Origin of the sequence: Streptomyces hokutonensis (assembly GCF_000376565.1) — a bacterium.
GTDB classification, from domain to species: Bacteria; Actinomycetota; Actinomycetes; order Streptomycetales; family Streptomycetaceae; genus Streptomyces; species Streptomyces hokutonensis.
Genome location: NZ_BARG01000021.1, coordinates 77,817 through 101,491 on the forward strand (window position 1 = coordinate 77,817; position 23,675 = coordinate 101,491).

The window sequence follows — 23,675 nt, forward strand, 5'->3', positions numbered from 1 at the left end:
ACTCAGCCGCTCAGCCTAGACGGATTTCGACCCATGCCGCCCGGTTCATGTCCCGGCCACGAGGAGTACATGGCTGAAACCTTGACAACTGGGCGGCCCCGCAATGAGATTGACGCGCGTAGAAATGTCATGGACACCTAGTCCAGGTATCTTCTACGCGCGTCGCTACCGCCCCACCGGTCGCGGCTCCCACCGCCGCTGCACAGCTTCATCCACCCTCGTCCCGGCTCATGCATGTCCCCGGAGGGATCCCGTTGCCGAGCAAGTCCTCCGCGCGTCTCGCCGCGCTCACCGTCGCCGCCGTCTGTTCCGTGGCGTCCACGATCGTTCTCACCTCGCCCGCGCACGCCGACGGCGTCCGCATCCACGACATCCAGGGCACGACCCGGCTGTCGCCGTACGCCGGCCAGAAGGTCGCGGACGTACCGGGCATCGTCACGGGCGTCCGTACGTACGGCTCGTCCAAGGGTTTCTGGTTCCAGGACGCGACCCCGGACGACAACCCGGCCACCAGTGAGGGCGTGTTCGTCTTCACCAGCTCGGCCCCGAAGGTCGCGGTCGGCGACTCGGTCACCGTCTCCGGCACGGTCTCCGAGTACGTCCCGGGTGGCGCCGCCACGGGCAACCAGTCGCTGACCGAGATCACCAAGCCGACGGTCACCGTCGTCTCCAGCGGCAACGCCGTACCGGCACCGGTCGTGATCGACTCGAAGTCCGTGCCGAGCGCGTACACCCCGGCCGGCGACACCGCCGCGAGCAACTCGATCAACGCGCTGGCCCTGGAGCCCAAGAAGTACGCCCTGGACTACTACGAGTCCCTCGAGGGCATGAACGTCCAGGTCTCCGACGCGCGCGTGGTCACCGCGACCGACCCGTACGCGGAGCTGTGGGTCACGGTGAAGCCGCACCAGAACGCCACCCCGCGCGGTGGCACGGTCTACGGGTCCTACGACTCGCAGAACGGCGGGCGCCTCCAGATCCAGTCCCTGGGCGCGACGGCGGACTTCCCGGTCGTCAACGTCGGCGACAAGCTGACAGGCACCACGGCCGGCCCGCTGGACTTCAACCAGTACGGCGGCTACACCCTCGTCGCGAACGAGATCGGCACCGTGAAGAGCGGCGGCCTCAAGCGCGAGACGACGAAGAAGCAGTCGAGGAACCAGCTCGCGGTCGCGACGTACAACGTCGAGAACCTCGACCCCTCCGACGGCACCTTCGCCGCGCACGCCGCCGCGATCGTGAACAACCTCCAGTCCCCCGACATCGTGTCCCTGGAGGAGATCCAGGACAACAACGGCGCCACGGACGACGGCACGGTCGACGCGAGCGTCACGGTGAACAAGCTGATCGACGCGATCGTCGCGGCGGGCGGCCCGAAGTACGACTGGCGCTCGATCAACCCCGTCAACGACAAGGACGGCGGCGAGCCCGGCGGCAACATCCGCCAGGTGTTCCTGTTCAACCCGGAGCGGGTCTCCTTCACCGACCGCGCGGGCGGCGACTCCACGACCGCGGTCGGCGTCACCAAGGTGCACGGCAAGGCCCAACTCACCGTATCGCCGGGCCGGATCGACCCGGCCAACGCGGCCTGGACCGCGAGCCGCAAGCCGCTCGCGGGCGAGTTCGTGTTCAAGGGCAAGACGGTCTTCGTGATCGCCAACCACCTGATCTCCAAGGGCGGCGACCAGCCGCTGACCGCGCAGTACCAGCCGGTCACCCGCAGCTCGGAGACCCAGCGCCACGCGCAGGCGACGGCGGTCAACGCCTTCGTCGACGAGATCCTGGCCGCGCAGAAGAACGCGGACGTGATCACGCTCGGCGACATGAACGACTTCGAGTTCTCCGACACCGCGAAGATCCTCGAGGGCGACGGCGAGCTGTACTCGGCGATCAAGTCCCTGCCGAAGAACGAGCGTTACACGTACGACTACCAGGGCAACGAGCAGGTCCTGGACCAGATCCTGATCAGCCCGTCGATCCGCAAGGACTGCTTCGAGTACGACAGCGTCCACATCAACTCGGAGTTCAACGACCAGATCAGCGACCACGACCCGCAGGTGCTGCGCTTCCAGCCGTAGCACCTACGGGCCCACGGGGGTGGGTGGACGGGGTCTCGCCGGCTTGCACCAGGTCAGGCGAAGGCCCCGTCCAGCCAGTTCTGCCAGGCGAGTTCGTTGGTCTTGGCGTCGGCGTCCGGGGCGAAGTCGTGGACGCTGATGCCGACCGGGGCGCCCCAGTGGTTGCGCCCGAAGAAGCGGATCAGCGCGCTGTCGGTGCGCAGTCCGATGAAGTACGGGTCGCGGAAGTCCAGTACGGCGTCCAGGAGTTGGCCCTCGGGGCCGCGGGCCTGGACCCGTGCCCCCTGCTCGGTGTCGTCCGCGAGGCCGAGCGCCCGGCCGACAACTCCGAAGGCATCGGCGGCGGTTGAGGCGTCGGGCCCGTTGAGTGTCGCGAACGCGACCGGCCGGCCCGCGAAATGGACGACGTACTCCCGCAGCGTGTGCAGGTAGAAGGCGTTGTGCTTGCGCGCGCCGTCGTACTGGTTGTCCCAGTCGTCCGTGAAGATCCCGCTGTGCACGTACCGCACCCAGGCGCGCCGGCCGTCGTCGCGGGGCTCGATGGTCTCGTCGATCTGGTTGAGGCTCTGGGTCGGGAAGCCGACGTCCTCGGTGAGCGCGGTGAGCCGGTGCGGCGGGTCGAAGTTGGTGAGGGTCGACCCGAAGGGCCCGACGCGCTTCTCGCCGTCGAACTCCATCGGCCACAGCCAGCCGCCGGTGCCGGAGGTGATGGCGTCCCACACCTGCTCCGGCGTGGCGTCGACCTCAAACTCGTAGACGATCTCGAATTCCTTGGACATGGCTGACTCCTGAGTACTACGGGTTCTACTGGCCCTCTTGGTCCAGTTCTGGGGTGGACGGCTTCTTGACCGTGGGGTGGACGGCGACCACGATCCGGTGGTCGCGGCCCTCCTCCGCCCCATCCGCGTCGTACTTGCGGATGAGGGCGCTCACCCCGGCGGTCAGTTCCTGGATGAACGCGGCCCGGTCGGCGGCGGAGGCGAAGCGCACCTCGCCGTCCAGGGCGTAGGTCGCGAGCCGCTGGTGGGCCTTGGCCGCGCCGGTGATCAGCGAACCGACGTCCCGCACAAGGCGGGCGCCGAGCGCCAGCAGCCAGCGCGCGGAGAGCTGGTCGCGGAAGCGGTCCGGGTCCGGCTGCACGGCGGCGAGCGCGAGCGGCGAGATGACGTACGACGCGGCGGTCGCGCGCATCAGCCGCTCGGTGACATTGCCCTTGCGCCGCTCCCCCGCCAGCTCGACGAGGCCGTGCCGCTCCAGCGCCTTGAGGTGGTAGTTCACCTTCTGCCGGGGCAGTCCGACCTTGCCGGCCAGCATGGCGGCGGAAGCGGGTCCCGCCCCCAGCTCGGCGAGCAGCCGGGCCCTTATGGGGTCCAGCGAGACGGCTGCGGCCTCGGGGTCCTCGATCACGGTGACATCCAGCATGCGTCCACCGTCTCACCGAAAACTTTTTTTGTCCAGGGGAGTCAGATTGTCGGTGAGAGTTGTCGGTGGAGTGCGTCATTCTTGACCGATGAACACCGATCCGGAGCACAAGCCGCTCCGCGCCACGGACATCACCATGGACGACGCCTGGGCGATCTACGACTTTCTGGTGCCGCGCCTCGAATCGCTGCAACGCGCGCACGGCGACGGCACGGAGGAGCACCGCGCAGCAGCGGCTCTCGCCGAGTCGGTGTCGGCCCTCATCCTGTTGATCGAACGTGACATCCGTGGCCCCATGAGACCGCGTCTCGCCAAATCCTCGGCCCGGCCGCCCGCTCCCGCCCCCGCCCCCGCCCCGACGGAGAGCGAGCGGATCGCCAAGGAGAAGCAGCGACTCACCATGACCAGGGAGTACTGGAACCAGCTCCACGGCATCGTTCAGATCTGGCGCGAGAGCGACGGCTACGACCGGGCCCGCTGGCGGCAGGTGTCCTTCCTGGATGCCGCTGCCGAGGCCGAGTATCAGCGGCACGTCACCGAAGCCGGCCTCCGGAAGGCCGCGCGGCCGTGAACACCGCGATCACTCGCGGACGAGACCGAGCGCGTGGTCGTAGCGGCTGACCGTGGTGCTCTTGAGGCCCGGCCAGGTCTGGACGCGTTCCCAGTACGCGGTGGCGGAGCCGATGCCGTCGCCGGGGGCCGCGAGGGCTTCCAGGTGGGCCTGGGCGCTGGTCCACTCGGCGTAGTTGAGGACGCGGGTGCCGTCGGTGGAGAGGTGGAAGTGGGCGGCGATACCGCCGGGATGCGGCGCGGGCTCGTTCTCCAGCGCCTCGAACACCGCGTCCACCCAGGCCCGTTGGCGGTCGGGGTCGGGTCCCTCGAACTCGACGTCGACGATCACGACACACCCGGGGACGCGCGCGCCCCGGTCCGCCGGGCCGCCACTGCGGTAGTGGCGGTAGCGGCCGAGGCCGAGCCGCTCGATGCCCGGCACGGCGGTGTCGATCTCGTCGACGCGCTCCTGGCGGCGGGTCCTGACGAAGGCCTCGTAGGCCTGTTCGCTCGTCCACTGCGAGTAGTGCAGCAGGGTGGAGGCGTCGTGCCCGGTGTAGAGGTGATAGCCGAGAAGGTCGTCGGCGGGCCACGGCCGGCGCTCCCAGGCGACGGCGACGGCCTCGACGGCCTGCCGCTGGCGCAGCGGTGTGCCGACGCGCCAGGTGCTGAAGAAGGGGGCGCCGACGCGGGGGTCGGCGAGGTCGGGATGCGAGTCGGTACGACGGGTCATGCGAGCCTCCGCTGATCGGTACGGGTGGGTACACCGATCAGCCTTCAACCTCGACCAAAGTTGAGGTCAAGACCCGGACTACTGCTGTGCTGTACCCCCCTCCAACCGCGCCAGCCGACTCTGGAACCAGTCCAGCCGCGCCTGCAACAGGGCCGCCTCCGCGACGAGTTCGGGCACGCCGAGTCCCTCGGGCAGTCCGGGGTCGACGGTCGCCACTGTCCCGACGCTCCCCGCCGCCACCCGCAGCCCGTCCCCGGCCAGCCGCGCGAACGCCGCGAGCGAGACGGACGTACGCCCCCGCACGCACCCCGCGCACGCGGCGGCGAGGGCGCGCCAACCCGGCCTGCCCCAGCCCGCGTCGGCGAGTGCGACGGCCCGGGCGCCGCAGGCGCAGGGGCCGACGGTGGCGGTGCGGACGCGCTGGCGGGCGTAGCGGAAGCCGCGTTCGAAACGGATGTAGGGGCCGAGGACGGTGATGTCGAGGAGGACCGCCTCGCGGTGCTCGGCGGTGCACAACAGGGCCTCGGCAGCCGTCCGTTCGTGCACACAGTGGAAGCCGCAGTCGCAGCGGCGCGCGGGCGAACGGTGCCGCCGGCCGTAGACGCAGGACGCGTCGGCCACGACTCCGTACGGCAGCGCGCCGCCCAGCGACACACCGGTGAACCCGGCCCGGTTGCCGTCCTGGGACAGCACCGGGTGGGCGATCTTGAATCCGGTCGGCGGCTCCGTCGGGCGTTCCTCGGGGAGCCGCAGTCTCATCGGGCGGCCGGAACCTCTTCGGGCGCCTTCTCCTCCGTGAACTCCGCGATGTTCTCCGGGAGTTCGACTTCCTCGTGGCGGATCTGCGGCCGCTCCTCGGCGACTCCGGTGGCCAGTGCCTTGCCGAGCTTCATGACGCCTCCCGTGACCAGGGGGTGGATGAACGTCCCACGCCGGTGACCTTCCTGGCCATGGTGACCCATGAAGGGGCCAATTGGACATAGGGCCTCGGGCTGGGGGGAGCGGCCGCCCCGGGCTCGTCGGTCCTGCCCGCTTCAGCCATTCCGCAGCATCCCTTATCAATACCCTGTAGGAAATTTAAGTGGAGCTTCACTGTCGCTCTGCCGAGACTACTTCCATGACGAACCCCGCGACCTCTGCCCCGTCCCCTTTCGGCCGTGCTCTCTGCGCGATGATCACTCCCTTCACCGAGTCGGGTGCGCTCGACCTCGACGGGGCCCAACTCCTCGCCGTACGGCTGGTGTCGGAGGGGTGCGACGGGCTCGTGCTGTCCGGGACGACCGGTGAGTCGCCGACCACGACCGACACGGAGAAGGCGGCGCTCGTCACGGCCGTCCGCGAGGCCGTCGGCGACGGCGTCCCGCTCGTCTCGGGCGTGGGCACCTTCGACACCCGGCACACCGTCGAACTCGCCCTGCAGGCCGAAAAGGCGGGCGCGGACGGGGTGTTGGTGGTCTCGCCGTACTACAGCAGGCCCCCGCAGGACGCCCTGGAGGCCCACTTCCGCGAGGTCGCCGACGCCTCCGGACTGCCTCTCGTGCTCTACGACATCCCGGGCCGCACCGGGACCCGTATCGAACCGGAGACCATGATCCGGCTCGCCGAGCACCCCCGGATCGTGGCGGTCAAGGACTGCTCCTACGACTTCCTCGGCACCCAAAAGGTGCTGGACCGGACCGACTTGGCGTACTACGCGGGCTGCGACGAACACATTCTGGCGCTGTACGCGGTGGGCGCGACGGGGTACGTGAGCACGGTCGCGAATGTCGTGCCCGCTCAACTCCGCGCGATCCTCGACGCGTTCGAGGCGGGCGACACCCCCGTGTCCGCCCGCCTCCAGCAACGCGCCACGCCCCTCATCGAGTTGATGATGGCGGCGGGACTGCCCGGCACCGTGACCGCGAAGGCACTCCTCAACTCCCTCGGCCTGCCCGGTGGTTCGGTCCGGGCACCGCTGCGGCCCGCCGGCCGCGAGGCGACCGACGGGCTGGTGGCGGCGTACGAGGAGTTCGTGGCCGGCTGACCCCGTGCCCGTTCCCGCGCGCGGTCGTCACCGCTCGGCGAAGACGGGTTTCCAGACGACCTTCCCGATGTTCTTGTACGGGCCGCTGAGGGGTACGACCTCGTCGCTGCCGATCGTGACCAGCACGAGCCGGGGCACGTACGGCGCATCCAGGCTCGTGGTCCGCTCCCAGGCGATGAGGTGCTTGTCGTCGGCCCAGGCGAGCAGTTGGGCGCCACGGACCTTGGTGATCTCCTTGCCGGTGAGCGGATCACGGATCGAGGAGTACGACTTTCCGGGGGATCCGCCCACCTCCTTCGTCAGGCCGAGGGCGGCCAGCCTGCCGTTCGGGGACAGCCGCGCGTCGACGTCGGACCGCAGGTACTTCTCGTTCGCGGGCGCGGCGATCCTGTTGCCGTCGAGGTCGTAGAACTGCTGGAGACCGTCCCGGCCCCCGACGATCCGCGAGAACACCTGCTCGCCGGTCCGGCTGAAGGCGAAGTCCTCACGGCCGTTGATCTCGCGGCCGGACGGGACGGAGCTCCACCGGCCGGTTCCGGAGACGGCGTCGAGGACGTAGAAACCGTCGCGGGGCGAACCCAACGGCCCCTGCCAGGACCACTCCCCGGTCTTCTCGTTGACCGTCGAGGGCGCGCGCACATCGGGGTTCTCGCTGTATGTCGTCGCGAGGAGTTTGCTGCCGTCGCGTGAGAACGCGAGGCCGCCGACCCCGTGCTGGACCTTGATCCACCGCTGGATCTTCCCCGTCGTGAGGTCGAGGATCCCGATCCGGTGGGTGGGCAGGCTCTGCTCCAGCACCGCGGCGGTGCGCATTCCGGGCGCGATGGCGACGTGGGAGAACCCGCTGATCATGTGGTACTTCTCCGTCTGCGGGTCGAGCAGCCAGTAGGTGCGCCTGGCGACTCCCCGATAGGGGGTCGTCGGCACGGTCTGCTCCGTGTAGTACGCGGCGAGCACCGTCCGGCCGGCCGCGATCATGTCGCGCGGCAGCCACTGGTCGGGGTGCGCCACGGTCCCGTCGATCACCTCGGCGGGACGTACGTCGGTCCGGCCCGACTCCAGCAGCGGCACGGACACCGCGACCGCGACCACGGCGGCCGTGGCGGCGGCGACGGACGCGAGCCTGCGGATACGGCGACGGCGGACGGCCAGCACCCGGTCGGCGAAGCCCGTCGCCGGCGACGCCTGCCCGGAGGCCTGCTCGCGCAGGGAGTCGCGCACCAGTTCCTCGATGTTCATGGACGCACCTCCGCGGGCGAGAAGTCACGGGACGGCAGTTCCTCGCCATCGGCCGGGCCGAGGGCGGCCAACTCCGGTGCGAGCACGCGCAGTCGGGCCAGGGAACGGTGGGTGGTGGACCGTACGGTGCCGACGGAGCAGCCGAGAAGACGGGCCACGTCTGCCTCCGGCAGGTCCTCGAAGTAGCGCAGCACGAGCACGGTGCGCTGGCGCGCGGTGAGCCTGGACAGCGCCTCGCGCATCACCAGGCGCAGTTCGGCCGCCGACGCGGCGTCGGGCGCCGCGCCCGCCTCGGGCGGTTCGGCGACGCTGACCTCGCGTCTTCGCCACTTCAGCCGCCAGCGGCTGACCTGCTGGCGGTAGAGGATCCGCCGTACGTAGGCCTCGGGTTCGTCGATCCGCTGCCACCGTCCGGCGGCCTTGGCCAGAGCGTTCTGCAGCAGGTCCTCCCCCGCGTGCCGGTCTCCCCCGCAGAGCAGCACGGCCGTCTTCAGCAGGGCCGACGATCTGCTGTCCACGAAGTCCCGGAAACTCTCCAGCCCTTCGGCATTCATCGTCACCTTCTCTTCCCCGGCGGTGCCCGTGCCCCGCCCCTGTATTCCTGGTGACGCTCACGGGACCGCGTGGCTATGCCTGCCGGCCCAAGAAATTTCCACCCACTCCGCGCCACCGCTCCCCTACGGTGGCCGCATGAGCCGCCGCCCCCTGCTGTTCCTCGACGTCGACGGCCCCCTCAACCCGTACGCCGCCCAGCCGGAGCGCCGCCCGGACGGCTATACGACGATCAGGGCCACCGTGCGTCCGGGCCCTCCGCTCCGCGTCTGGCTGAACCCCTCCCACGGCCCGGCACTTCTCGGCCTCGGCTACGACCTGTGCTGGGCGACCACCTGGATGGCCGCCGCGAACCACTGGATCGCCCCGGTCGTCGGCCTGCCCGAGCTGCCCTACGTCGACTTCGGCGACGCGCTGTTCGCCGAACGGCCCGACGGTGTGCACTGGAAGACCGAGGCGATCGTGGTGTACGCCGAGGGCCGCCCCTTCGCCTGGGTGGACGACGAACAGAGCCCGCTGGACGGCGACTTCGTGACCGCCCGCCACCCCGGCCCGGCGCTGCTGCACCATGTGAACCCCCGACTCGGGCTGCGCGAGGGGGACTTCACGGCACTGGCGGGGTTCGCGGCGACCGTGCGGACATGAGCCCCGATACATGTCGAGCGCCCTCCCGGTGACCGGAAGGGCGCTCGACTCACGTCACCGCACCGCTAGTTGTGGCTGTGCAGGATTTCGTTCAGGCCGCCCCAGACCGCGTTGTTCGGGCGGGCCTCGACCGTGCCGGTGACCGAGTTGCGGCGGAAGAGGATGTTGGAGGCGCCGGAGAGTTCGCGGGCCTTGACGATCTGGCCGTCGGGCATGGTGACACGGGTGCCGGCGGTGACGTAGAGGCCGGCCTCGACGACGCATTCGTCGCCGAGCGCGATGCCGACGCCGGCCTCGGCGCCGACGAGGCAGCGCTCGCCGATGGTGATGCGGACGTTGCCGCCGCCGGACAGCGTGCCCATCGTGGACGCGCCGCCACCGATGTCCGAGCCGTCGCCGACCACGACACCGGCGGAGATCCGGCCCTCGACCATCGACGTGCCGAGCGTGCCGGCGTTGAAGTTCACGAAGCCCTCGTGCATGACCGTCGTGCCCTCGGCGAGGTGCGCGCCGAGGCGGACCCGGTCGGCGTCGGCGATGCGGACGCCCTTCGGGGCCACGTAGTCCGTCATGCGCGGGAACTTGTCGATCGACGTCACCTGGAGGTGCAGACCCTCGGCGCGGGCGTTCAGCCGGACCTTCTCCACGTCGTCGACCGCGACCGGGCCGAGCGAGGTCCAGGCGACGTTGGCGAGGAAGCCGAACATGCCGTCCAGGCTCTGGCCGTGCGGCTTGACCAGGCGGTGCGAGAGGAGGTGCAGGCGCAGGTAGACGTCGTGCGCGTCGAGCGGCTTGTCGTCGAGGGAGGCGATGACCGTGCGGACCGCGATCACTTCGACGCCGCGGCGGGCGTCGGGACCGATCGCCTTCGCCGCACCCTCGCCGAGCAGCTCCACGGCACGCTCGGCGGACAGCCGCTCGGTACCGGCGGGGCCGGGTTCGGCGGACAGCTCGGGCGCGGGGAACCAGGTGTCGAGGACGGTTCCGTCGGCGGTGACGGTGGCGAGGCCGGCGGCAACGGCGCCGGTGGTGCGAGGTGCGGTCGTGTCGGTCATGAGGGAAACCTAACCTGGAGGGGGCGGCGGGGACCAACTCGTCCACGGGGCGTCTCAGGGAACGACACGCACGGGGCCGCGGCACGGCCCGCGCCACGGTCGGCGGGAGCGGCTGACGGGGCGTAGGCAGGGCGGCGCGGGTCGGCCCGGGGCGCGATTAATGCGGGTACCGGAGCGCGGGTCGCGCTACGTCGCAGCAACAGGTCACGGGCCACACGCAGGTCTCAGGCCGACGGCCCCGGGTCGCCGGGCGGCGGTCACCGATCGCCACGCCCAGGTCTGCGGCCGACAGCCGCAGATCGCCACGCGACGGCCACCCATCACCACGCCCAAACCTCCAGCCGACAACCGCGGGTCACCACGCGACGGCCACCCATCACCACGCCCAAACCTCCAGCCGACAACCGCAGATCGCCACGCGACGGCCACCCATCACCACGCCCAAACCTCCAGCCGACAACCGCGGGTCACCACGCGACGGTCACCAGTCACTACGCCCCGGTCTCCCGCCGACGGCCACGGGTCGCCGCGCGGCGATCACCAGTCACCCGTCGCCATGCGCCCGCCACCCATCTCCCCGCCTCCCGCCTCACACCTCCCCTCAGGGAATCACCCGCCCCAACACCTCCCGCGCATACCCCTCGTCGTACGCCGCGTCCGTCAGCAGTACCTGGAGACAGATGCCGTCCATCAGTGCGACCAGGGCCCGCGCGGTCACCGGGTCCGTGCGGCGGGACAGTTGGTCGGCGAGGTCGCGGGCCCACTCGTCGGCGACGGGGCGCAGGGCGGGGCGGCGCAGGGCGGCGAGGTACAGCTCGTACTCGAGCTCGACGCCCGTGCGGTCGCCCGCGAGCCACTCGCCCATCCAGCCGGCCAACTCCCCGGCCAGGTCGGTGTGCGGGTCCTCCAGGCCGCCGCGCGCGGCGATCACCTTGGCGAAGCCCTCGTTGGCCTGGCGCAGTGCGGCGACCATGAGTTCGTCGAGGGTCGTGAAGTGGTACGTCGTCGAGCCGAGCGGGACGTCGGCCTCGGCGGCGACGGAGCGGTGGCTGAGTCCCGCGATGCCCTTCTGCCCTACGACCCGGATCGCCGCGTCGATGATCCGCTGGCGCCGCTCGGGGTCGTAGCGCCGGGCCATCAGTGCGCACCGCCCAGGTTGAGGACGACCACCCCGATGATGATCAGCGAGATACCGGCGGCCTTCGCGAAGGTCATCCCCTCGCCCAGGAACACCGTCCCGATGGCCACGATGGCGGCGGTGCCGAGGCCCGCCCAGATCGCGTAGGCCGTACCGACCGACATGGACTTCAGGGTCTGCGCGAGCAGGGCGAAGGAGAGCACGTATCCGACGACCGTGAGGACCGACGGCCACAGCCGGCTGAAGCCGTGGCTGAACTTCATGGCGGTGGTGCCGCCCACCTCCGCGGCGATCGCCGTGAGGAGCATCAGGAATCCCATGTGTACGAGTGTACATAACGGCGGACGGAGCGGTCGGCCCCTGACGGCGGCAGCTCTTCGGCCGGGGCGCGAGGCTGGTCCAAGTAGCCGTGTTCCACACGGAGTCGACAAAAGAGCACTGGGAATGAGGGGTGAAGTCCCATACGTCGCACGCCGGGCCCGGAACTGATAGAAACCGCTCACTGAAACGGCTGCTCACAGCCCTCTCGCTCCACTACTGTTTCACCGTTCACTCACCTGGTTTTCACGGCCACGGCCGTCGCCATGGGCTCCGCTGGAGGAACAGCGCATGCCAGACAACACATCCCAGCACCCTCCCCCGCATCCCACCTCATGGGAGAACGGCTGGGCCCCCGACACCTCCCGGGCCCCCGGAACCCGCCGGCTCTGGCTGGCCGGGGCGCTCGCTCTCACCACGATCGCCGTGTGCGCCACGGCGATCGTCATCACGGACAAGCAATCTGACGACACGCCTCGCACCAAGGCGGCGACGGACCCGTCGTCGATCGGAGCGGAGGGTCCGGGGCTGCTCTCCTTCGCCTCGCCGTCGAAGACGGGCACGCCCGCGCCCGGCGCGCACACACCGGCCGCCAAGAAGTCACCCTCCTCGTCGGCCACCGCCTCGGAGCAGGGCTCCACGCCCTCCTCGAAGGCGCCCGCGCCGTCCAAGTCGGCGTCGTCGCAGGGCGGTTCGTCCTCGTCGGGCTCGGGGGGATCGTCCGGGTCGGGCGGCTCGTCGAGTTCCTCGTCCGCCTGGAAGTCGGTCCGTTCGGTCAACTACCCGGACCGGTACTGGCAGGTGAGCGGCGACTACGTGAAGCTCAACCCGGCCGGTTCCACCGCGGCCCGCCGCGCCTCGACCTTCAAAGTGGTCAAGGGCCTGGCCAAGAGCTCCTGTTACTCGTTCACGACGGCCGACGGCAGCTATCTCCGCCACCGCAACTTCATCCTCCGCGCGGAACGCAACGACGGCTCGTCCCTCTTCAAGCAGGACGCCACCTTCTGCCCCCGCACGTCGCCCTACTCGGGCGCGGTGATGCTGGAGTCGGTCAACTACCCGGGCCGTTTCCTGCGCCACCAGAACTTCCAGCTCAAGCTGGACCAGTACCAGAACAGCAGCCAGTACTGGGCGGACTCGGCGTTCCAGCTGGTGGCGGGGCTCAACTAGGGCCCCTGGACGGTCACTTCACGAAAGGCGATCAGCGAGGCCTTGGGCCGCAGCACACAGAACTCGTTGCCCTCCGGGTCGGCGAGGACCACCCAGCCCACGGTCTCGCTCTGCCCGATGTCGACCCGCCGCGCACCCAGCGCGAGGATCCTCTCCACCTCGGCGTCCTGGTCGTCGGGGGCGAGGTCGAAGTGGAGTCGGTTCTTGGCGGTCTTCGGGTCGCTCACCGGCATGAAGCAGATGCCGGTCTCCGCGAACTCCCCCGGGCCGATGACGACTTCGCGTTCCTTCTCGGACAGGATCCGCCAGTCGAGCACCGCGCACCAGAAGCGGGCCAGGCCCGGCAGATCGTGTGTGTCGATGACTACGTGATGCAGCGAAACGGCCATACCCGAAAGGTATGGCCGTTTCCGATGAACCTGAAAGAACCCGAGGGCTCAGACGTTGAAGCCCAGCGCGCGGAGCTGCTCGCGGCCGTCGTCCGTGATCTTGTCCGGGCCCCACGGCGGCATCCAGACCCAGTTGATACGGAGCTCGTTGACGAGGCCGTCCGTGGCGGACTTGGCCTGGTCCTCGATGACGTCCGTCAGCGGGCAGGCCGCCGAGGTCAGCGTCATGTCGATGGTCGCGATGTTCGCGTCGTCGATGTGCACGCCGTAGATGAGGCCGAGGTTGACGACGTCGATGCCCAGTTCGGGGTCGACCACGTCGAGCAGGGCCTCGCGGACCTCCTCCTCGGAGGCGGGCTTGATCTCGATGGTCTCGCTCATGCCGTCTTCCTTTCGGCTTCGGCTCCGCCCAGGGCCTGGGCCGTCGCGTCCTTCCACGCCATCCAGCTGAGGAGGGCGCACTTCACCCGTGCCGGGTACTTGGAGACACCGGCGAACGCGACCGCGTCCTCCAGCACCTCCTCCATGTCGTCGTCGGGCTCGATGCGGCCCTTGGACTGCATCAGCTCCAGGAAGGTCTCCTGGATCTTCCGCGCCTCGGACAGCTCCTTGCCGACGAGGAGGTCGTTCAGTACGGAGGCCGAGGCCTGGCTGATGGAGCAGCCCTGACCCTCGTAGGAGATGTCGGTGATCTGCTCGCCGTCGTACTTCACGCGCAGCGTGATCTCGTCGCCGCACGTCGGGTTGACGTGGTGCACCTCGGCGTCGCCATCCCGCAAGCCCCGCCCGTGCGGGTGCTTGTAGTGGTCCAGGATGACTTCCTGGTACATCGAATCAAGCTTCACGGTCTCAGCTCACGTCCCTTAACCGAAGAAGTTCCGTACGTGCTCCAAGCCGTCGACCAGTGCGTCGATCTCGGCCGGCGTGGAGTACAGATAGAACGACGCTCGCGTGGTCGCAGGAATTCCGTAGCGCAGGCAGACGGGCCGTGCGCAGTGGTGTCCGACACGTACCGCGATGCCCTCCTCGTCGAGGACCTGACCCACGTCGTGCGGGTGGATGTCGCCGAGCGTGAAGGAGATCGCCGCGCCCCGGTCCTCGGCCGTGGTGGGGCCGATGATCTTCAGGTCGGGGACGTCCAGCAGGCGCTTGACCGCGTACTCGGTCAGCGCGTGCTCATGGGCGAGGATCTTGTCCATGCCGATCGCCGACAGGTAGTCGATCGCCGCACCGAGACCGACCGCCTGCGCGATCGGCGGGGTGCCCGCCTCGAACTTGTGCGGGGCGGGGGCGTACGTCGACGAGTGCATCGACACGGTCTCGATCATCTCGCCGCCGCCGAGGAACGGCGGGAGGTCCTCAAGGAGCTCCTGACGGCCCCAGAGGACGCCGATGCCCGTCGGGCCGCACATCTTGTGGCCGGTGAAGGCCACGAAGTCGGCCTGGAGGGCCTGCACGTCCAGCGGCATGTGCGGGGCGGCCTGCGAGGCGTCGATCAGGACCAGGGCCCCGACCTCCTGCGCACGGCGCACGATCTTCTCGACCGGGTTGACGGTGCCGAGGATGTTGGAGACCAGCACGAAGGAGACGATCTTCGTCTTCTCGGTGATGATCTCGTCTATGTTCGAGAGGTCCAGCCGGCCGTCGTCCGTGAGGCCGAACCACTTCAGCTTCGCGCCCGTGCGCTGCGAGAGCAGCTGCCACGGCACGATGTTGGAGTGGTGCTCCATCTCCGTGATGACGATCTCGGTCTCGTGGTCCACGCGGTAGGGCTCGTCGGCCCAGCCCAGCATGTTCGCGACGAGGTTGAGCGACTCGGAGGCGTTCTTGGTGAAGATCACCTCGTCGCGGGAGGGCGCGTTGATGAACGCGGCGACCTTGTCCCGCGCGCCCTCGTACAGCGCCGTGGCCTCCTCGGCGAGCACATGCACACCGCGGTGGACGTTGGCGTTGTAGCGCTCGTAGTACTCGTTCAGGGCGTCCAGCACCTGGCGCGGCTTCTGCGAGGTCGCCGCGTTGTCCAGGTACACAAGCTTCCGGCCGTCGTGGACCGTGCGGTCCAGGATGGGGAAGTCCTTGCGGATCGCCTCGGTGTCGAGGAGGCCCGGCAACTGCGTCACGCTGATACGCCACCCTTCGTGTAAGCCTCGTAGCCCTCGTTCTCCAGCTTGTCGGCCAGTTCGGCGCCGCCGGACTCGACGATCTTGCCGCCGGAGAAGACGTGCACGAAGTCGGGCTTGATGTAGCGCAGGATGCGCGTGTAGTGCGTGATCAGCAGGGTGCCGACCTCGCCGGTCTCGCGGACGCGGTTGACGCCCTCGGAGACGACGCGCAGGGCGTCGACGTCCAGGCCGGAGTCCGTCTCGTCGAGGATCGCGATCTTCGGCTTGAGCAGCTCCAGCTGAAGGATCTCGTGGCGCTTCTTCTCACCGCCGGAGAAGCCCTCGTTGACGTTGCGCTCGGCGAAGGCCGGGTCCATGGAGAGGCGCTCCATGGTCTCCTTGACCTCCTTCACCCACGTACGCAGCTTGGGGGCCTCACCGCGGATGGCGGTGGCGGACGTACGGAGGAAGTTGGAGACGGACACACCGGGGACCTCGACCGGGTACTGCATCGCGAGGAACAGGCCGGCGCGGGCGCGCTCGTCGACGGACATCTCCAGGACGTCCTCGCCGTCGAGGGTGACGGTGCCGCTGGTGATCGTGTACTTGGGGTGGCCCGCGAGCGAGTAGGCGAGGGTCGACTTGCCGGAGCCGTTCGGGCCCATGATGGCGTGGGTCTCGCCCTGCTTCACGGTGAGGTCGACGCCCTTGAGGATCTCCTTCGTGGCGTTGTCGGCCTCGACGGTGACGTGCAGGTCGTGGATTTCAAGCGTTGCCATGGGTTCCTCAGGACTCCTGGGTGAGGGAGACGAACACGTCGTCCCCTTCGATCTTTACGGGGTATACGGGTACGGGGCGGGTGGCGGGGAGGCCGGACGGCTTGCCGGTGCGCAGGTCGAACGCGGAGCCGTGCAGCCAGCACTCGATCTGGCAGTCCTCCACCTCGCCCTCGGAGAGCGAGACGTTCGCGTGCGAGCAGATGTCGTTGATGGCGAACACCTCCCCCTCGGTCTTCACGACCGAGACCGGCGTGCCGTCGAGTTCCACCCGTTTCGGGGTGTCCTCCTCCAGCTCGCTCAGCGCGCAGGCGCGCAGGAAGGCCGACATCAGACCGACGCCTCCAGCTCCGCGTCGATCTTCTCCAGCAGCCGCTCCTGGATGTCGGCGACACCGATCTGCTGGACCAGTTCGGCGAAGAAGCCGCGGACCACCAGGCGTCGGGCGTCGTCGGCGGGGATGCCGCGGGCCATCAGGTAGAAGAGCTGCTCGTCGTCGAAGCGGCCGGTCGCGGAGGCGTGTCCGGCGCCGACGATCTCGCCGGTCTCGATCTCCAGGTTCGGCACGGAGTCGACGCGGGCGCCGTCGGTCAGCACGAGGTTGCGGTTCATCTCGTACGTGTCGGTGCCCTCGGCCTTGGCCTCGATGAGCACGTCACCGATCCACACCGCGTGGGCACCCTCGCCCTGGAGCGCGCCCTTGTAGATGGCGTTGGACTTGCAGTGCGGGACGTTGTGGTCGACCAGGAGGCGGTGCTCCTGGTGCTGGCCGGCGTCCGTGAAGTACAGGCCGAACAGCTCGGCCTCGCCGCCGGGTCCGGCGTAGGCCACGCGCGGGTGCAGGCGTACGAGGTCGCCGCCGAAGGTGACGACGAACGACTTGAAGGTGGCGTCCCGGCCGATCAGGGCGTTGTGCTGGCCGACGTGCACGGCCTTGTCGTCCCAGTCCTGGACGGAGACGACGGTCAGCTTGGCGCCGTCGCCGAGGATGTAGTCGACGTTGGCGGCGAGGACCGCGTCACCGGTGTGGTCGATGACGACGACGGCCTCGGCGAAGGCTCCGAGCTCGACGACCTGGTGGCCGTAGGCGACCCCGCCCTCGCCGTGCACGACGATGCGGATCGGCTCGGTGAGGACCGTCTCCTTGGGGACGGTGACGACCGAGGCCTTCTCGAAGGACGAGTAGGCCTGGGCGGCCACGCGGTCCACCGGGGTGCCGGCCTTGCCGAGCCGCGCGTCGTCACGGCCGACGGTCTCCACGGTGACCCCTTCCGGGGTACCGATGGCGACCTTCACGCCGTCGCCGGTGGCGACCGCGGTGCCGTCGTGCAGCCCGCGCAGGCGCTCCAGCGGGGTGAACCGCCACTCCTCCTCGCGGCCGTGGGGGACCGGGAAGTCCGCCACGTCGAAGGAGGGGGGCGCGCTCATGCGCGTGGCGACGGTCGACTCGGCGGCCACCGCGATCGATCCGGCGGTGGTGGAGGACCCCACCGTGGAGTTCTGAGCCTCAGCCATGGCTGTCGTAGTGCTCGCTTTCTGAAGTCAAGAAGTGTGCTGACCGAGGGGGCGGGGTCAGCCGACCGCGCCTTCCATCTGCAGCTCGATCAGCCGGTTGAGCTCGAGGGCGTACTCCATGGGCAGCTCCTTCGCGATCGGCTCGACGAAGCCGCGCACGATCATCGCCATCGCCTCGAACTCGGTCAGACCGCGGCTCATCAGGTAGAAGAGCTGGTCCTCGGAGACCTTGGAGACGGTCGCCTCGTGGCCCATGGAGACGTCGTCCTCGCGGACGTCGACGTACGGGTACGTGTCCGAGCGGGAGATCGTGTCGACGAGCAGCGCGTCGCACAGCACGTTCGACTTGGAGCCGTGGGCGCCCTCGCCGATCTCGACGAGACCGCGGTAGGACGTACGGCCGCCACCACGGGCCACGGACTTCGACACGATGTTGGAGGAGGTGTTCGGCGCCATGTGGACCATCTTGGAGCCGGCGTCCTGGTGCTGGCCCTCGCCCGCGAAGGCGATGGAGAGGGTCTCGCCCTTGGCGTGCTCGCCCATCAGGTAGACGGCCGGGTACTTCATCGTCACCTTGGAGCCGATGTTGCCGTCGATCCACTCCATGGTCGCGCCCTCGTAGGCGACGGCGCGCTTGGTGACCAGGTTGTAGACGTTGTTCGACCAGTTCTGGATGGTCGTGTAACGGCAGCGGGCGTTCTTCTTGACGATGATCTCGACGACCGCGGAGTGCAGCGAGTCCGACTTGTAGATCGGCGCCGTACAGCCCTCGACGTAGTGCACATAGGCACCCTCGTCGACGATGATCAGGGTCCGCTCGAACTGGCCCATGTTCTCCGTGTTGATGCGGAAGTAGGCCTGGAGCGGGATCTCGACGTGCACGCCCTTGGGGACGTAGATGAAGGAACCGCCGGACCACACGGCCGTGTTGAGCGACGCGAACTTGTTGTCGCCGACCGGGATGACGGTGCCGAAGTACTCCTTGAAGAGCTCCGGGTGCTCCTTCAGCGCGGTGTCGGTGTCGAGGAAGATGACGCCCTGCTCCTCCAGGTCCTCACGGATCTGGTGGTAGACGACCTCGGACTCGTACTGCGCGGCGACACCGGCGACGAGGCGCTGCTTCTCCGCCTCGGGGATGCCGAGCTTGTCGTACGTGTTCTTGATGTCCTCGGGCAGGTCCTCCCAGGACTCCGCCTGCTTCTCCGTGGAGCGCACGAAGTACTTGATGTTGTCGAAGTCGATGCCGGAGAGGTCGGAGCCCCAGTTCGGCATGGGCTTCTTCTCGAACAGGCGCAGGCCCTTGAGGCGGAGCTTGGTCATCCACTCCGGCTCGCTCTTCTTGCCGGAGATGTCCCGGACGACGTCCTCGTTGATGCCGCGCTTGGCGGAGGCACCGGCCACGTCGGAGTCGGCCCAGCCGTATTCGTACGTACCCAGACCCTCGAGCTCGGGGTGGGCAGTCTCCTCGATGGGGAGCGTCATGCGGGGTTCCTCCCGGCGGTACTTGCAGATGCGTTGGGTAGATCAGAGACGGTCTTGGAAATCTTTGGGATGAACGTGGTGCACACACCGTCGCCGTGGGCGATGGTCGCCAGTCGCTGGACATGAGTGCCGAGCAGCTGGGAGAAGAGCTCTGTCTCCGCCTCGCACAGTTGCGGGAACTGCTCGGCGACATGGGCGACCGGGCAGTGGTGCTGGCAGAGCTGCTCACCGACCGGTGCGCTACGCGCCGTAGCAGCGTACCCGTCCGCGCTCAGGGCCTTGGCCAGCGCTTCCGCGCGGTCCTCGGGGGCGGCGGCCTCGACGACCTTGCGGTAGGCGATGGCCTGGGCGGCCATGCGGTCGCGGGCGAAGGCGACGACCGCCTCGTCCCCGCCGCTGTGCGTGGCGATCCAGCGCAGCGCGTCGGCGGCGAGCTTGTCGTAGGACTGGTCGAAGGCGTCCCGGCCGCAGTCGGTCAGGGCGAACACCTTGGCGGGCCGGCCGCGCGTACGCGCTCCGTAGACCCGCTGCTCACGTGCTTCCACGACGTCGTCGGCGACGAGTGCGTCGAGATGACGACGTACGGCGGCCTGGGTCAGCCCCAGCCGGCCGGCGAGGTCGGCCACGGTCGACGGGCCGTGGTCCAGGATGGAGCGCGCGACACGGTTGCGGGTGGACCGCTCACCGGTCGCGAGTTCCTCCTGCGGAGCCTCGCCAACGTTTTTCACAACGCCATTGTTGCGTAATTCCTCAGAGGCAGGCAACCCGCGCCCCGGCCACCCGGCGGTGCGCTGCGTCACTTAGGTATACCTAATCTGACCTGCGGAAACGATCTTTGATCGATCAATCGGGTGGCGCCGACGACCCCCTACCGGGAGACTCCAGGACCATGCCCGCACCCCCTCCCACCGGCCCACTTGTCACCCGGGACAGCCTCGCCGCAGACCTGCGCGAGGCAGGCGTGCGCCCCGGCGAGATCCTCCTCGCACACACCTCCCTGAGCTCCCTCGGATGGGTCTGCGGAGGCGCCGTGTCGGTCGTCCAGGGACTCCTCGACACCCTCGGCCCGACCGGCACCCTCGTGGTCCCCACCCAGACCGGCGACCTCTCGGACCCGGCCCACTGGGGAAACCCGCCGGTCCCCCGCGAATGGTGGCCCGCCATCCGCGCCTCCATGCCGTCCTACGACCCCCTCGTCACGCCCTCGCTCGGCGTGGGCGTCGTTCCGGAGACCGTCCGCACCTGGCCCGGTGCCCTGCGCTCCGCGCACCCGCAGACCTCCTTCGCGGCGATCGGCCCGCACGCCGCCGAGATCCTCGACGGCCACGCCCTCGACTGCCGGCTCGGCGAGCGCAGCCCGCTGGCGCGCCTGGAGGGCCTGCACGCACGCGTGCTGCTGCTCGGCGCGGGCTACGACGCCTGTACGAGCTTCCATCTCGCCGAGTACCGCGTCCCGTCCCCGCTGGTCGAGCTGGGCCGCCCCGGTCCGGACGGCTGGGAGACGGTGACCGAGGTGTCGATCTCCTCCGACCGCTTCGACGAACTGGGCCACGACTTCGAACGGGACCGTCCCGTCGTCCGCGGAAAGGCGGGCGCGGCCGACGTACGGCTGTTCCCCGTGGGCGACGCCGTGGCCTACGCCGAGCGGTGGCTGCCCCTGCACCGCCCTCGTGAGGAGGAGATCCTGCACCCGCCCGTCTGACCCGCAGATCGCGTACCTAGACTCGGGCCCATGCGAAGCGAGCCCGTGCTCCAGGTCCAGGCCCTGGTGAAGCGGTACGGCACGAAGACCGCGGTGAACGGCCTCGACCTGGTGGCCGATGCGGGTGTCACCGCAGTGCTGGGTCCCAACGGGGCGGGCAAGACGACCACGGTCGAGACCTGCGAGGGGTACCGGAAGCCGGACTCCGGCACGGTGCGCGTCCTGGGCCTCGACCCGGTCCGCGAGTCCGCCGCGCTGCGCCCCAGAATCGGCGTGATGCTCCAGTCCGGCGGGGTCTACTCGGGCGCCCGCGCCGACGAGATGCTCCGCCATGTCGCCAAGCTGCACGCGCACCCGCTGGACGTGGACGCCCTCATCGAGCGCCTGGGCCTCGGCAGTTGCGGCCGCACGACCTACCGCCGTCTCTCCGGCGGCCAGCAGCAGCGCCTCGCGCTGGCGATGGCCGTCGTGGGCCGCCCCGAACTGGTCTTCCTGGACGAGCCGACCGCGGGCCTCGACCCGCAGGCCCGCCGCGCCACCTGGGACCTGATCCGCGACCTCCGCGCGGACGGCGTCTCCGTCGTCCTCACGACCCACCACATGGACGAGGCCGAACAGCTCGCCGACGACGTCGCCGTCATCGACGCCGGCAAGGTCATCGCGCACGGCTCCCCCGAGGAGCTCTGCCGGGGCGGCGCCGAGAACACCCTCCGCTTCACCGGCCGCCCCGGCCTCGACGTCGGCTCCCTGCTGAAGGCCCTCCCGGCCGACTCCACGGCCGCCGAACTGACCCCGGGCTCCTACCGCGTCGGCGGCAAGGTCGACCCGCAGCTCCTCGCCACGGTCACCTCGTGGTGCGCGCAGCACGGGGTGATGCCGGAGAAGATCTCGGTCGAACGGCACACCCTGGAGGACGTTTTCCTGGAACTGACCGGCAAGGAGCTGCGCTCATGACGACGACTGTTCCGGGGACGTACACCCCGCAGCCGGGGGCGGCCCCGCTCCCCCGCATGATCGCGGCGCAGGCGGCCCTCGAAACGAAGATGCTTCTACGGAACGGCGAACAGCTCCTCCTCACGGTGGTCATCCCGACCCTCCTGCTGGTCCTCTTCAGCTCGGTGGACATCGTCGACACGGGCAAGGGCAAGTCCGTCGACTTCCTCGCCCCCGGCATCCTCGCCCTCGCCGTGATGTCGACGGCGTTCACGGGCCAGGCCATCGCGACGGGCTTCGAGCGCCGCTACGGCGTCCTGAAGCGCCTCGCGTCCTCCCCGCTCCCGCGCTGGGGCCTGATGACCGCGAAGACGGCGTCGGTGCTCGTCACGGAGGTCCTCCAGATCGTCCTGCTGACGGCGATCGCCTTCGCGCTGGGCTGGTCCCCGCACGGCAACCCCCTCGCGGTCCTCCTGCTCCTGATCCTCGGCACGGCGGCCTTCTCGGGCCTCGGCCTCCTGATGGCGGGCACCCTGAAGGCGGAGGCGACGCTCGCCGCCGCGAACCTGGTGTTCCTGCTGCTCCTGGTCGGCGGCGGGGTGATCGTGCCGATGGACAAGTACCCGTCGGGGGTCCAGGACGTGCTGGGGCTCCTGCCCATCTCGGCACTCTCGGACGGACTGCGGGACGTGCTCCAGCACGGGGCGGGAATGCCGTGGGGCGACCTGGGGATCCTGGGCGTCTGGGCGGTCCTCGGGCTGGGTGCGGCGGGGGCGTTCTTCCGCTGGGAGTAGGCCGGCACCGGACCCTCGTGAAAGCGTGCACAAGCACCCCCCTACGATGGTCCCCGTGCCAAACGTGACCCGCGCCGATGTCGTAGCCGCCGCGCGCAACCCCCTCGCCTTCATCGCCGCACGCTGGACCCCGGATCCCCGGACGGTTCGGCGGGCGGCTCTCGCCGCGCTCGTGATGTCGGTGGTCATCGTGGTCACCGGCGGTGCCGTGCGGCTGACGGGGTCGGGGCTCGGCTGCCCGACCTGGCCCAAGTGCACGGACGACTCGCTGACCACGACGAGCGCGATGGGCTTCCACGGTGCCATCGAGTTCGGCAACCGGATGCTGACGTACGTGCTGTGTGCCGCCGTCGGCTGGGCGATCATCGCCGCGCGCTCGGAGAAGCCGTACCGCCGCACCCTCACCCGGCTGGGCTGGGCGCAGTTCTGGATCGTGATGAGCAACGCGATCCTCGGCGGGATCGTGGTTCTCGTCGGCCTCAACCCGTACACGGTCGCGGCCCACTTCCTGCTCTCCTCGGCGCTGATCGCGGTCGCCACGCTGATGTGGCAGCGCAGCCGGGAGGGTGACGCGGAGGCCAAGCCGCTGGTCGGCAAGGCCGTGCAGCAGTTGGTGTGGTTCCTGGTCACCGCCTCCGTGCTGCTGATCGCGGTCGGCACGGTGGTGACCGGTGCGGGCCCGCACGCGGGCGACTCCAAGGAGGTCGACCGGATCCCGATCGACTGGGAGACGGTCGCCAAGCTGCACGCGGTGCTCGCCTGGATCGTGGTCACGCTGACGTTCGCCCTGTGGTTCGTCCTCAAGGCGGTCGACGCCCCCAAGGGCCCCCTGGACCGCACCCGCGAGCTGTTCCTGATCCTGCTCTCCCAGGGCGTCATCGGTTACGTCCAGTACTTCACCAACCTCCCCGAGGCCCTCGTCGCCCTCCACATGCTCGGCTCCTGCCTGGTGTGGATCGGGGTGCTGCGGGTGCTGCTGTCGCTGCGCGAGCGGCCGGCCGTCGTGGCGGACCTGCCGGGTCCGTCGGTGGAGCAGTCGCTGCCCACGCGCGCGTGA

At 69.6% G+C, this 23,675-nt stretch carries 28 protein-coding genes; 9 read left to right on the forward strand and 19 right to left on the reverse strand.

All coding sequences use genetic code 11. From position 1 onward, the window contains the following. The first annotated feature begins 254 nt into the window (after nt 1–254). Nucleotides 255–2,078, forward strand: coding sequence for a DUF8508 domain-containing protein (locus SSP08S_RS10400; protein ID WP_019067524.1), 1,824 nt, complete (start codon nt 255–257; stop codon nt 2,076–2,078). Between the two features lie 53 nt (nt 2,079–2,131). Here the strand turns inward: SSP08S_RS10400 and SSP08S_RS10405 are convergent, their stop codons facing one another. Both SSP08S_RS10405 and SSP08S_RS10410 read right to left on the reverse strand, forming a co-directional pair. Beyond that, the gene (locus SSP08S_RS10405) at nt 2,132–2,857 is read right to left on the reverse strand and encodes an SRPBCC family protein (protein ID WP_019067525.1); all 726 of its coding nucleotides are present in this window, start codon (nt 2,855–2,857) and stop codon (nt 2,132–2,134) included. A 25-nt stretch (nt 2,858–2,882) separates the two neighbouring features. Beyond that, the gene (locus tag SSP08S_RS10410; RefSeq protein WP_019067526.1) at nt 2,883–3,500 is read right to left on the reverse strand and encodes an ArsR/SmtB family transcription factor; all 618 of its coding nucleotides are present in this window, start codon (nt 3,498–3,500) and stop codon (nt 2,883–2,885) included. Nucleotides 3,501–3,588: 88 nt separating this feature from the next. Between SSP08S_RS10410 and SSP08S_RS10415 the strand changes: the two genes are divergently transcribed. Then, nucleotides 3,589–4,071, forward strand: coding sequence for a hypothetical protein (locus SSP08S_RS10415; RefSeq protein ID WP_019067527.1), 483 nt, complete (start codon nt 3,589–3,591; stop codon nt 4,069–4,071). 9 nt (nt 4,072–4,080) lie between these two features. Here SSP08S_RS10415 and SSP08S_RS10420 read toward each other — a convergent pair whose 3' ends face one another. The 3 genes from SSP08S_RS10420 to SSP08S_RS62495 form a co-directional block, all read right to left on the reverse strand. Further along, on the reverse strand, nt 4,081–4,785 hold the full coding sequence (locus SSP08S_RS10420; RefSeq protein WP_019067528.1) for an antibiotic biosynthesis monooxygenase: 705 nt from the start codon (nt 4,783–4,785) through the stop codon (nt 4,081–4,083). Between the two features lie 78 nt (nt 4,786–4,863). Further along, nucleotides 4,864–5,544 carry a hypothetical protein gene (locus tag SSP08S_RS10425; RefSeq protein WP_019067529.1) on the reverse strand — a complete coding sequence of 227 codons (681 nt, stop codon included), beginning with the start codon at nt 5,542–5,544 and terminating at the stop codon, nt 4,864–4,866. Then, complete coding sequence (locus SSP08S_RS62495; RefSeq protein WP_019067530.1) at nt 5,541–5,678, reverse strand: hypothetical protein; 138 nt, start codon at nt 5,676–5,678, stop codon at nt 5,541–5,543. The genes SSP08S_RS10425 and SSP08S_RS62495 overlap by 4 nt, the downstream gene beginning before the upstream one ends. A 224-nt stretch (nt 5,679–5,902) precedes the next feature. Here SSP08S_RS62495 and dapA point away from each other — a divergent pair, with 224 nt between their 5' ends. After that, nucleotides 5,903–6,808, forward strand: a complete 906-nt coding sequence (gene dapA / locus SSP08S_RS10435; protein WP_026178363.1) for a 4-hydroxy-tetrahydrodipicolinate synthase — start codon at nt 5,903–5,905, stop codon at nt 6,806–6,808. Between the two features lie 27 nt (nt 6,809–6,835). On the opposite strand, the gene SSP08S_RS10440 is transcribed toward dapA, so the two are convergent. Both SSP08S_RS10440 and SSP08S_RS10445 read right to left on the reverse strand, forming a co-directional pair. Next, complete coding sequence (locus tag SSP08S_RS10440; protein WP_019067532.1) at nt 6,836–8,047, reverse strand: hypothetical protein; 1,212 nt, start codon at nt 8,045–8,047, stop codon at nt 6,836–6,838. Continuing rightward, a complete protein-coding gene (locus SSP08S_RS10445; RefSeq protein WP_026178364.1) occupies nt 8,044–8,601 on the reverse strand; it encodes a SigE family RNA polymerase sigma factor in 558 nt (185 codons plus the stop codon). Before SSP08S_RS10445 ends, SSP08S_RS10440 begins: the two co-directional genes overlap by 4 nt. A gap of 136 nt (nt 8,602–8,737) precedes the next feature. Here SSP08S_RS10445 and SSP08S_RS10450 point away from each other — a divergent pair, with 136 nt between their 5' ends. Further along, nucleotides 8,738–9,244 carry a hypothetical protein gene (locus SSP08S_RS10450; protein ID WP_019067534.1) on the forward strand — a complete coding sequence of 169 codons (507 nt, stop codon included), beginning with the start codon at nt 8,738–8,740 and terminating at the stop codon, nt 9,242–9,244. Between the two features lie 65 nt (nt 9,245–9,309). Here the strand turns inward: SSP08S_RS10450 and dapD are convergent, their stop codons facing one another. The 3 genes from dapD to SSP08S_RS10465 all read right to left on the reverse strand — a co-directional run bounded on the left by dapD (nt 9,310) and on the right by SSP08S_RS10465 (nt 11,757). After that, the gene (gene dapD, locus SSP08S_RS10455) at nt 9,310–10,299 is read right to left on the reverse strand and encodes a 2,3,4,5-tetrahydropyridine-2,6-dicarboxylate N-succinyltransferase (protein WP_019067535.1); all 990 of its coding nucleotides are present in this window, start codon (nt 10,297–10,299) and stop codon (nt 9,310–9,312) included. A gap of 601 nt (nt 10,300–10,900) precedes the next feature. Beyond that, entirely contained in the window at nt 10,901–11,437 is a 537-nt protein-coding gene (locus tag SSP08S_RS10460; RefSeq protein WP_019067536.1) for a TetR/AcrR family transcriptional regulator, read from the reverse strand. After that, nucleotides 11,437–11,757, reverse strand: coding sequence for a DMT family transporter (locus SSP08S_RS10465; protein ID WP_019067537.1), 321 nt, complete (start codon nt 11,755–11,757; stop codon nt 11,437–11,439). The genes SSP08S_RS10460 and SSP08S_RS10465 overlap by 1 nt, the downstream gene beginning before the upstream one ends. A gap of 289 nt (nt 11,758–12,046) precedes the next feature. Between SSP08S_RS10465 and SSP08S_RS10470 the strand changes: the two genes are divergently transcribed. Further along, nucleotides 12,047–12,925: an AbfB domain-containing protein gene (locus SSP08S_RS10470; RefSeq protein WP_019067538.1), complete on the forward strand. Its 879-nt coding sequence runs from the start codon at nt 12,047–12,049 to the stop codon at nt 12,923–12,925. On the opposite strand, the gene SSP08S_RS10475 is transcribed toward SSP08S_RS10470, so the two are convergent. Genes SSP08S_RS10475 through SSP08S_RS10515 form a run of 9 tightly spaced genes read right to left on the reverse strand, consistent with a single transcriptional unit; the run spans nt 12,922 to nt 19,917 of the window. Then, nucleotides 12,922–13,314 (reverse strand): VOC family protein, encoded by a 393-nt coding sequence (locus SSP08S_RS10475; RefSeq protein ID WP_019067539.1) that lies wholly within the window; start codon nt 13,312–13,314, stop codon nt 12,922–12,924. The genes SSP08S_RS10470 and SSP08S_RS10475 overlap by 4 nt on opposite strands. A gap of 48 nt (nt 13,315–13,362) precedes the next feature. Continuing rightward, nucleotides 13,363–13,695 carry a metal-sulfur cluster assembly factor gene (locus tag SSP08S_RS10480; RefSeq protein ID WP_019067540.1) on the reverse strand — a complete coding sequence of 111 codons (333 nt, stop codon included), beginning with the start codon at nt 13,693–13,695 and terminating at the stop codon, nt 13,363–13,365. After that, nucleotides 13,692–14,159 carry a Fe-S cluster assembly sulfur transfer protein SufU gene (gene sufU, locus SSP08S_RS10485; protein WP_026178365.1) on the reverse strand — a complete coding sequence of 156 codons (468 nt, stop codon included), beginning with the start codon at nt 14,157–14,159 and terminating at the stop codon, nt 13,692–13,694. Before sufU ends, SSP08S_RS10480 begins: the two co-directional genes overlap by 4 nt. Nucleotides 14,160–14,177: 18 nt before the next feature. Further along, the gene (locus SSP08S_RS10490; RefSeq protein WP_019067542.1) at nt 14,178–15,434 is read right to left on the reverse strand and encodes a cysteine desulfurase; all 1,257 of its coding nucleotides are present in this window, start codon (nt 15,432–15,434) and stop codon (nt 14,178–14,180) included. Further along, nucleotides 15,431–16,195: a Fe-S cluster assembly ATPase SufC gene (sufC, locus tag SSP08S_RS10495; protein WP_019067543.1), complete on the reverse strand. Its 765-nt coding sequence runs from the start codon at nt 16,193–16,195 to the stop codon at nt 15,431–15,433. The genes SSP08S_RS10490 and sufC overlap by 4 nt, the downstream gene beginning before the upstream one ends. 7 nt (nt 16,196–16,202) lie before the next feature. Beyond that, complete coding sequence (locus tag SSP08S_RS10500) at nt 16,203–16,523, reverse strand: bifunctional 3-phenylpropionate/cinnamic acid dioxygenase ferredoxin subunit (RefSeq protein ID WP_019067544.1); 321 nt, start codon at nt 16,521–16,523, stop codon at nt 16,203–16,205. Continuing rightward, nucleotides 16,523–17,707, reverse strand: coding sequence for a Fe-S cluster assembly protein SufD (gene sufD, locus SSP08S_RS10505; protein WP_019067545.1), 1,185 nt, complete (start codon nt 17,705–17,707; stop codon nt 16,523–16,525). Before sufD ends, SSP08S_RS10500 begins: the two co-directional genes overlap by 1 nt. 57 nt (nt 17,708–17,764) lie before the next feature. Next, a complete protein-coding gene (sufB, locus tag SSP08S_RS10510) occupies nt 17,765–19,189 on the reverse strand; it encodes a Fe-S cluster assembly protein SufB (RefSeq protein ID WP_019067546.1) in 1,425 nt (474 codons plus the stop codon). Next, a complete protein-coding gene (locus SSP08S_RS10515) occupies nt 19,186–19,917 on the reverse strand; it encodes a helix-turn-helix transcriptional regulator (RefSeq protein ID WP_019067547.1) in 732 nt (243 codons plus the stop codon). Before SSP08S_RS10515 ends, sufB begins: the two co-directional genes overlap by 4 nt. A gap of 161 nt (nt 19,918–20,078) precedes the next feature. On the opposite strand from SSP08S_RS10515, the gene SSP08S_RS10520 reads away from it, so the two are divergent. The 4 genes from SSP08S_RS10520 to SSP08S_RS10535 are packed head-to-tail and all read left to right on the forward strand — an operon-like array spanning nt 20,079 to nt 23,675. After that, on the forward strand, nt 20,079–20,891 hold the full coding sequence (locus tag SSP08S_RS10520) for an AAC(3) family N-acetyltransferase (protein ID WP_019067548.1): 813 nt from the start codon (nt 20,079–20,081) through the stop codon (nt 20,889–20,891). 30 nt (nt 20,892–20,921) lie between these two features. Continuing rightward, the gene (locus SSP08S_RS10525) at nt 20,922–21,845 is read left to right on the forward strand and encodes an ABC transporter ATP-binding protein (RefSeq protein WP_026178366.1); all 924 of its coding nucleotides are present in this window, start codon (nt 20,922–20,924) and stop codon (nt 21,843–21,845) included. Next, entirely contained in the window at nt 21,842–22,618 is a 777-nt protein-coding gene (locus tag SSP08S_RS10530; protein WP_019067550.1) for an ABC transporter permease, read from the forward strand. Before SSP08S_RS10525 ends, SSP08S_RS10530 begins: the two co-directional genes overlap by 4 nt. Nucleotides 22,619–22,664: 46 nt before the next feature. Continuing rightward, complete coding sequence (locus SSP08S_RS10535; RefSeq protein WP_019067551.1) at nt 22,665–23,675, forward strand: COX15/CtaA family protein; 1,011 nt, start codon at nt 22,665–22,667, stop codon at nt 23,673–23,675.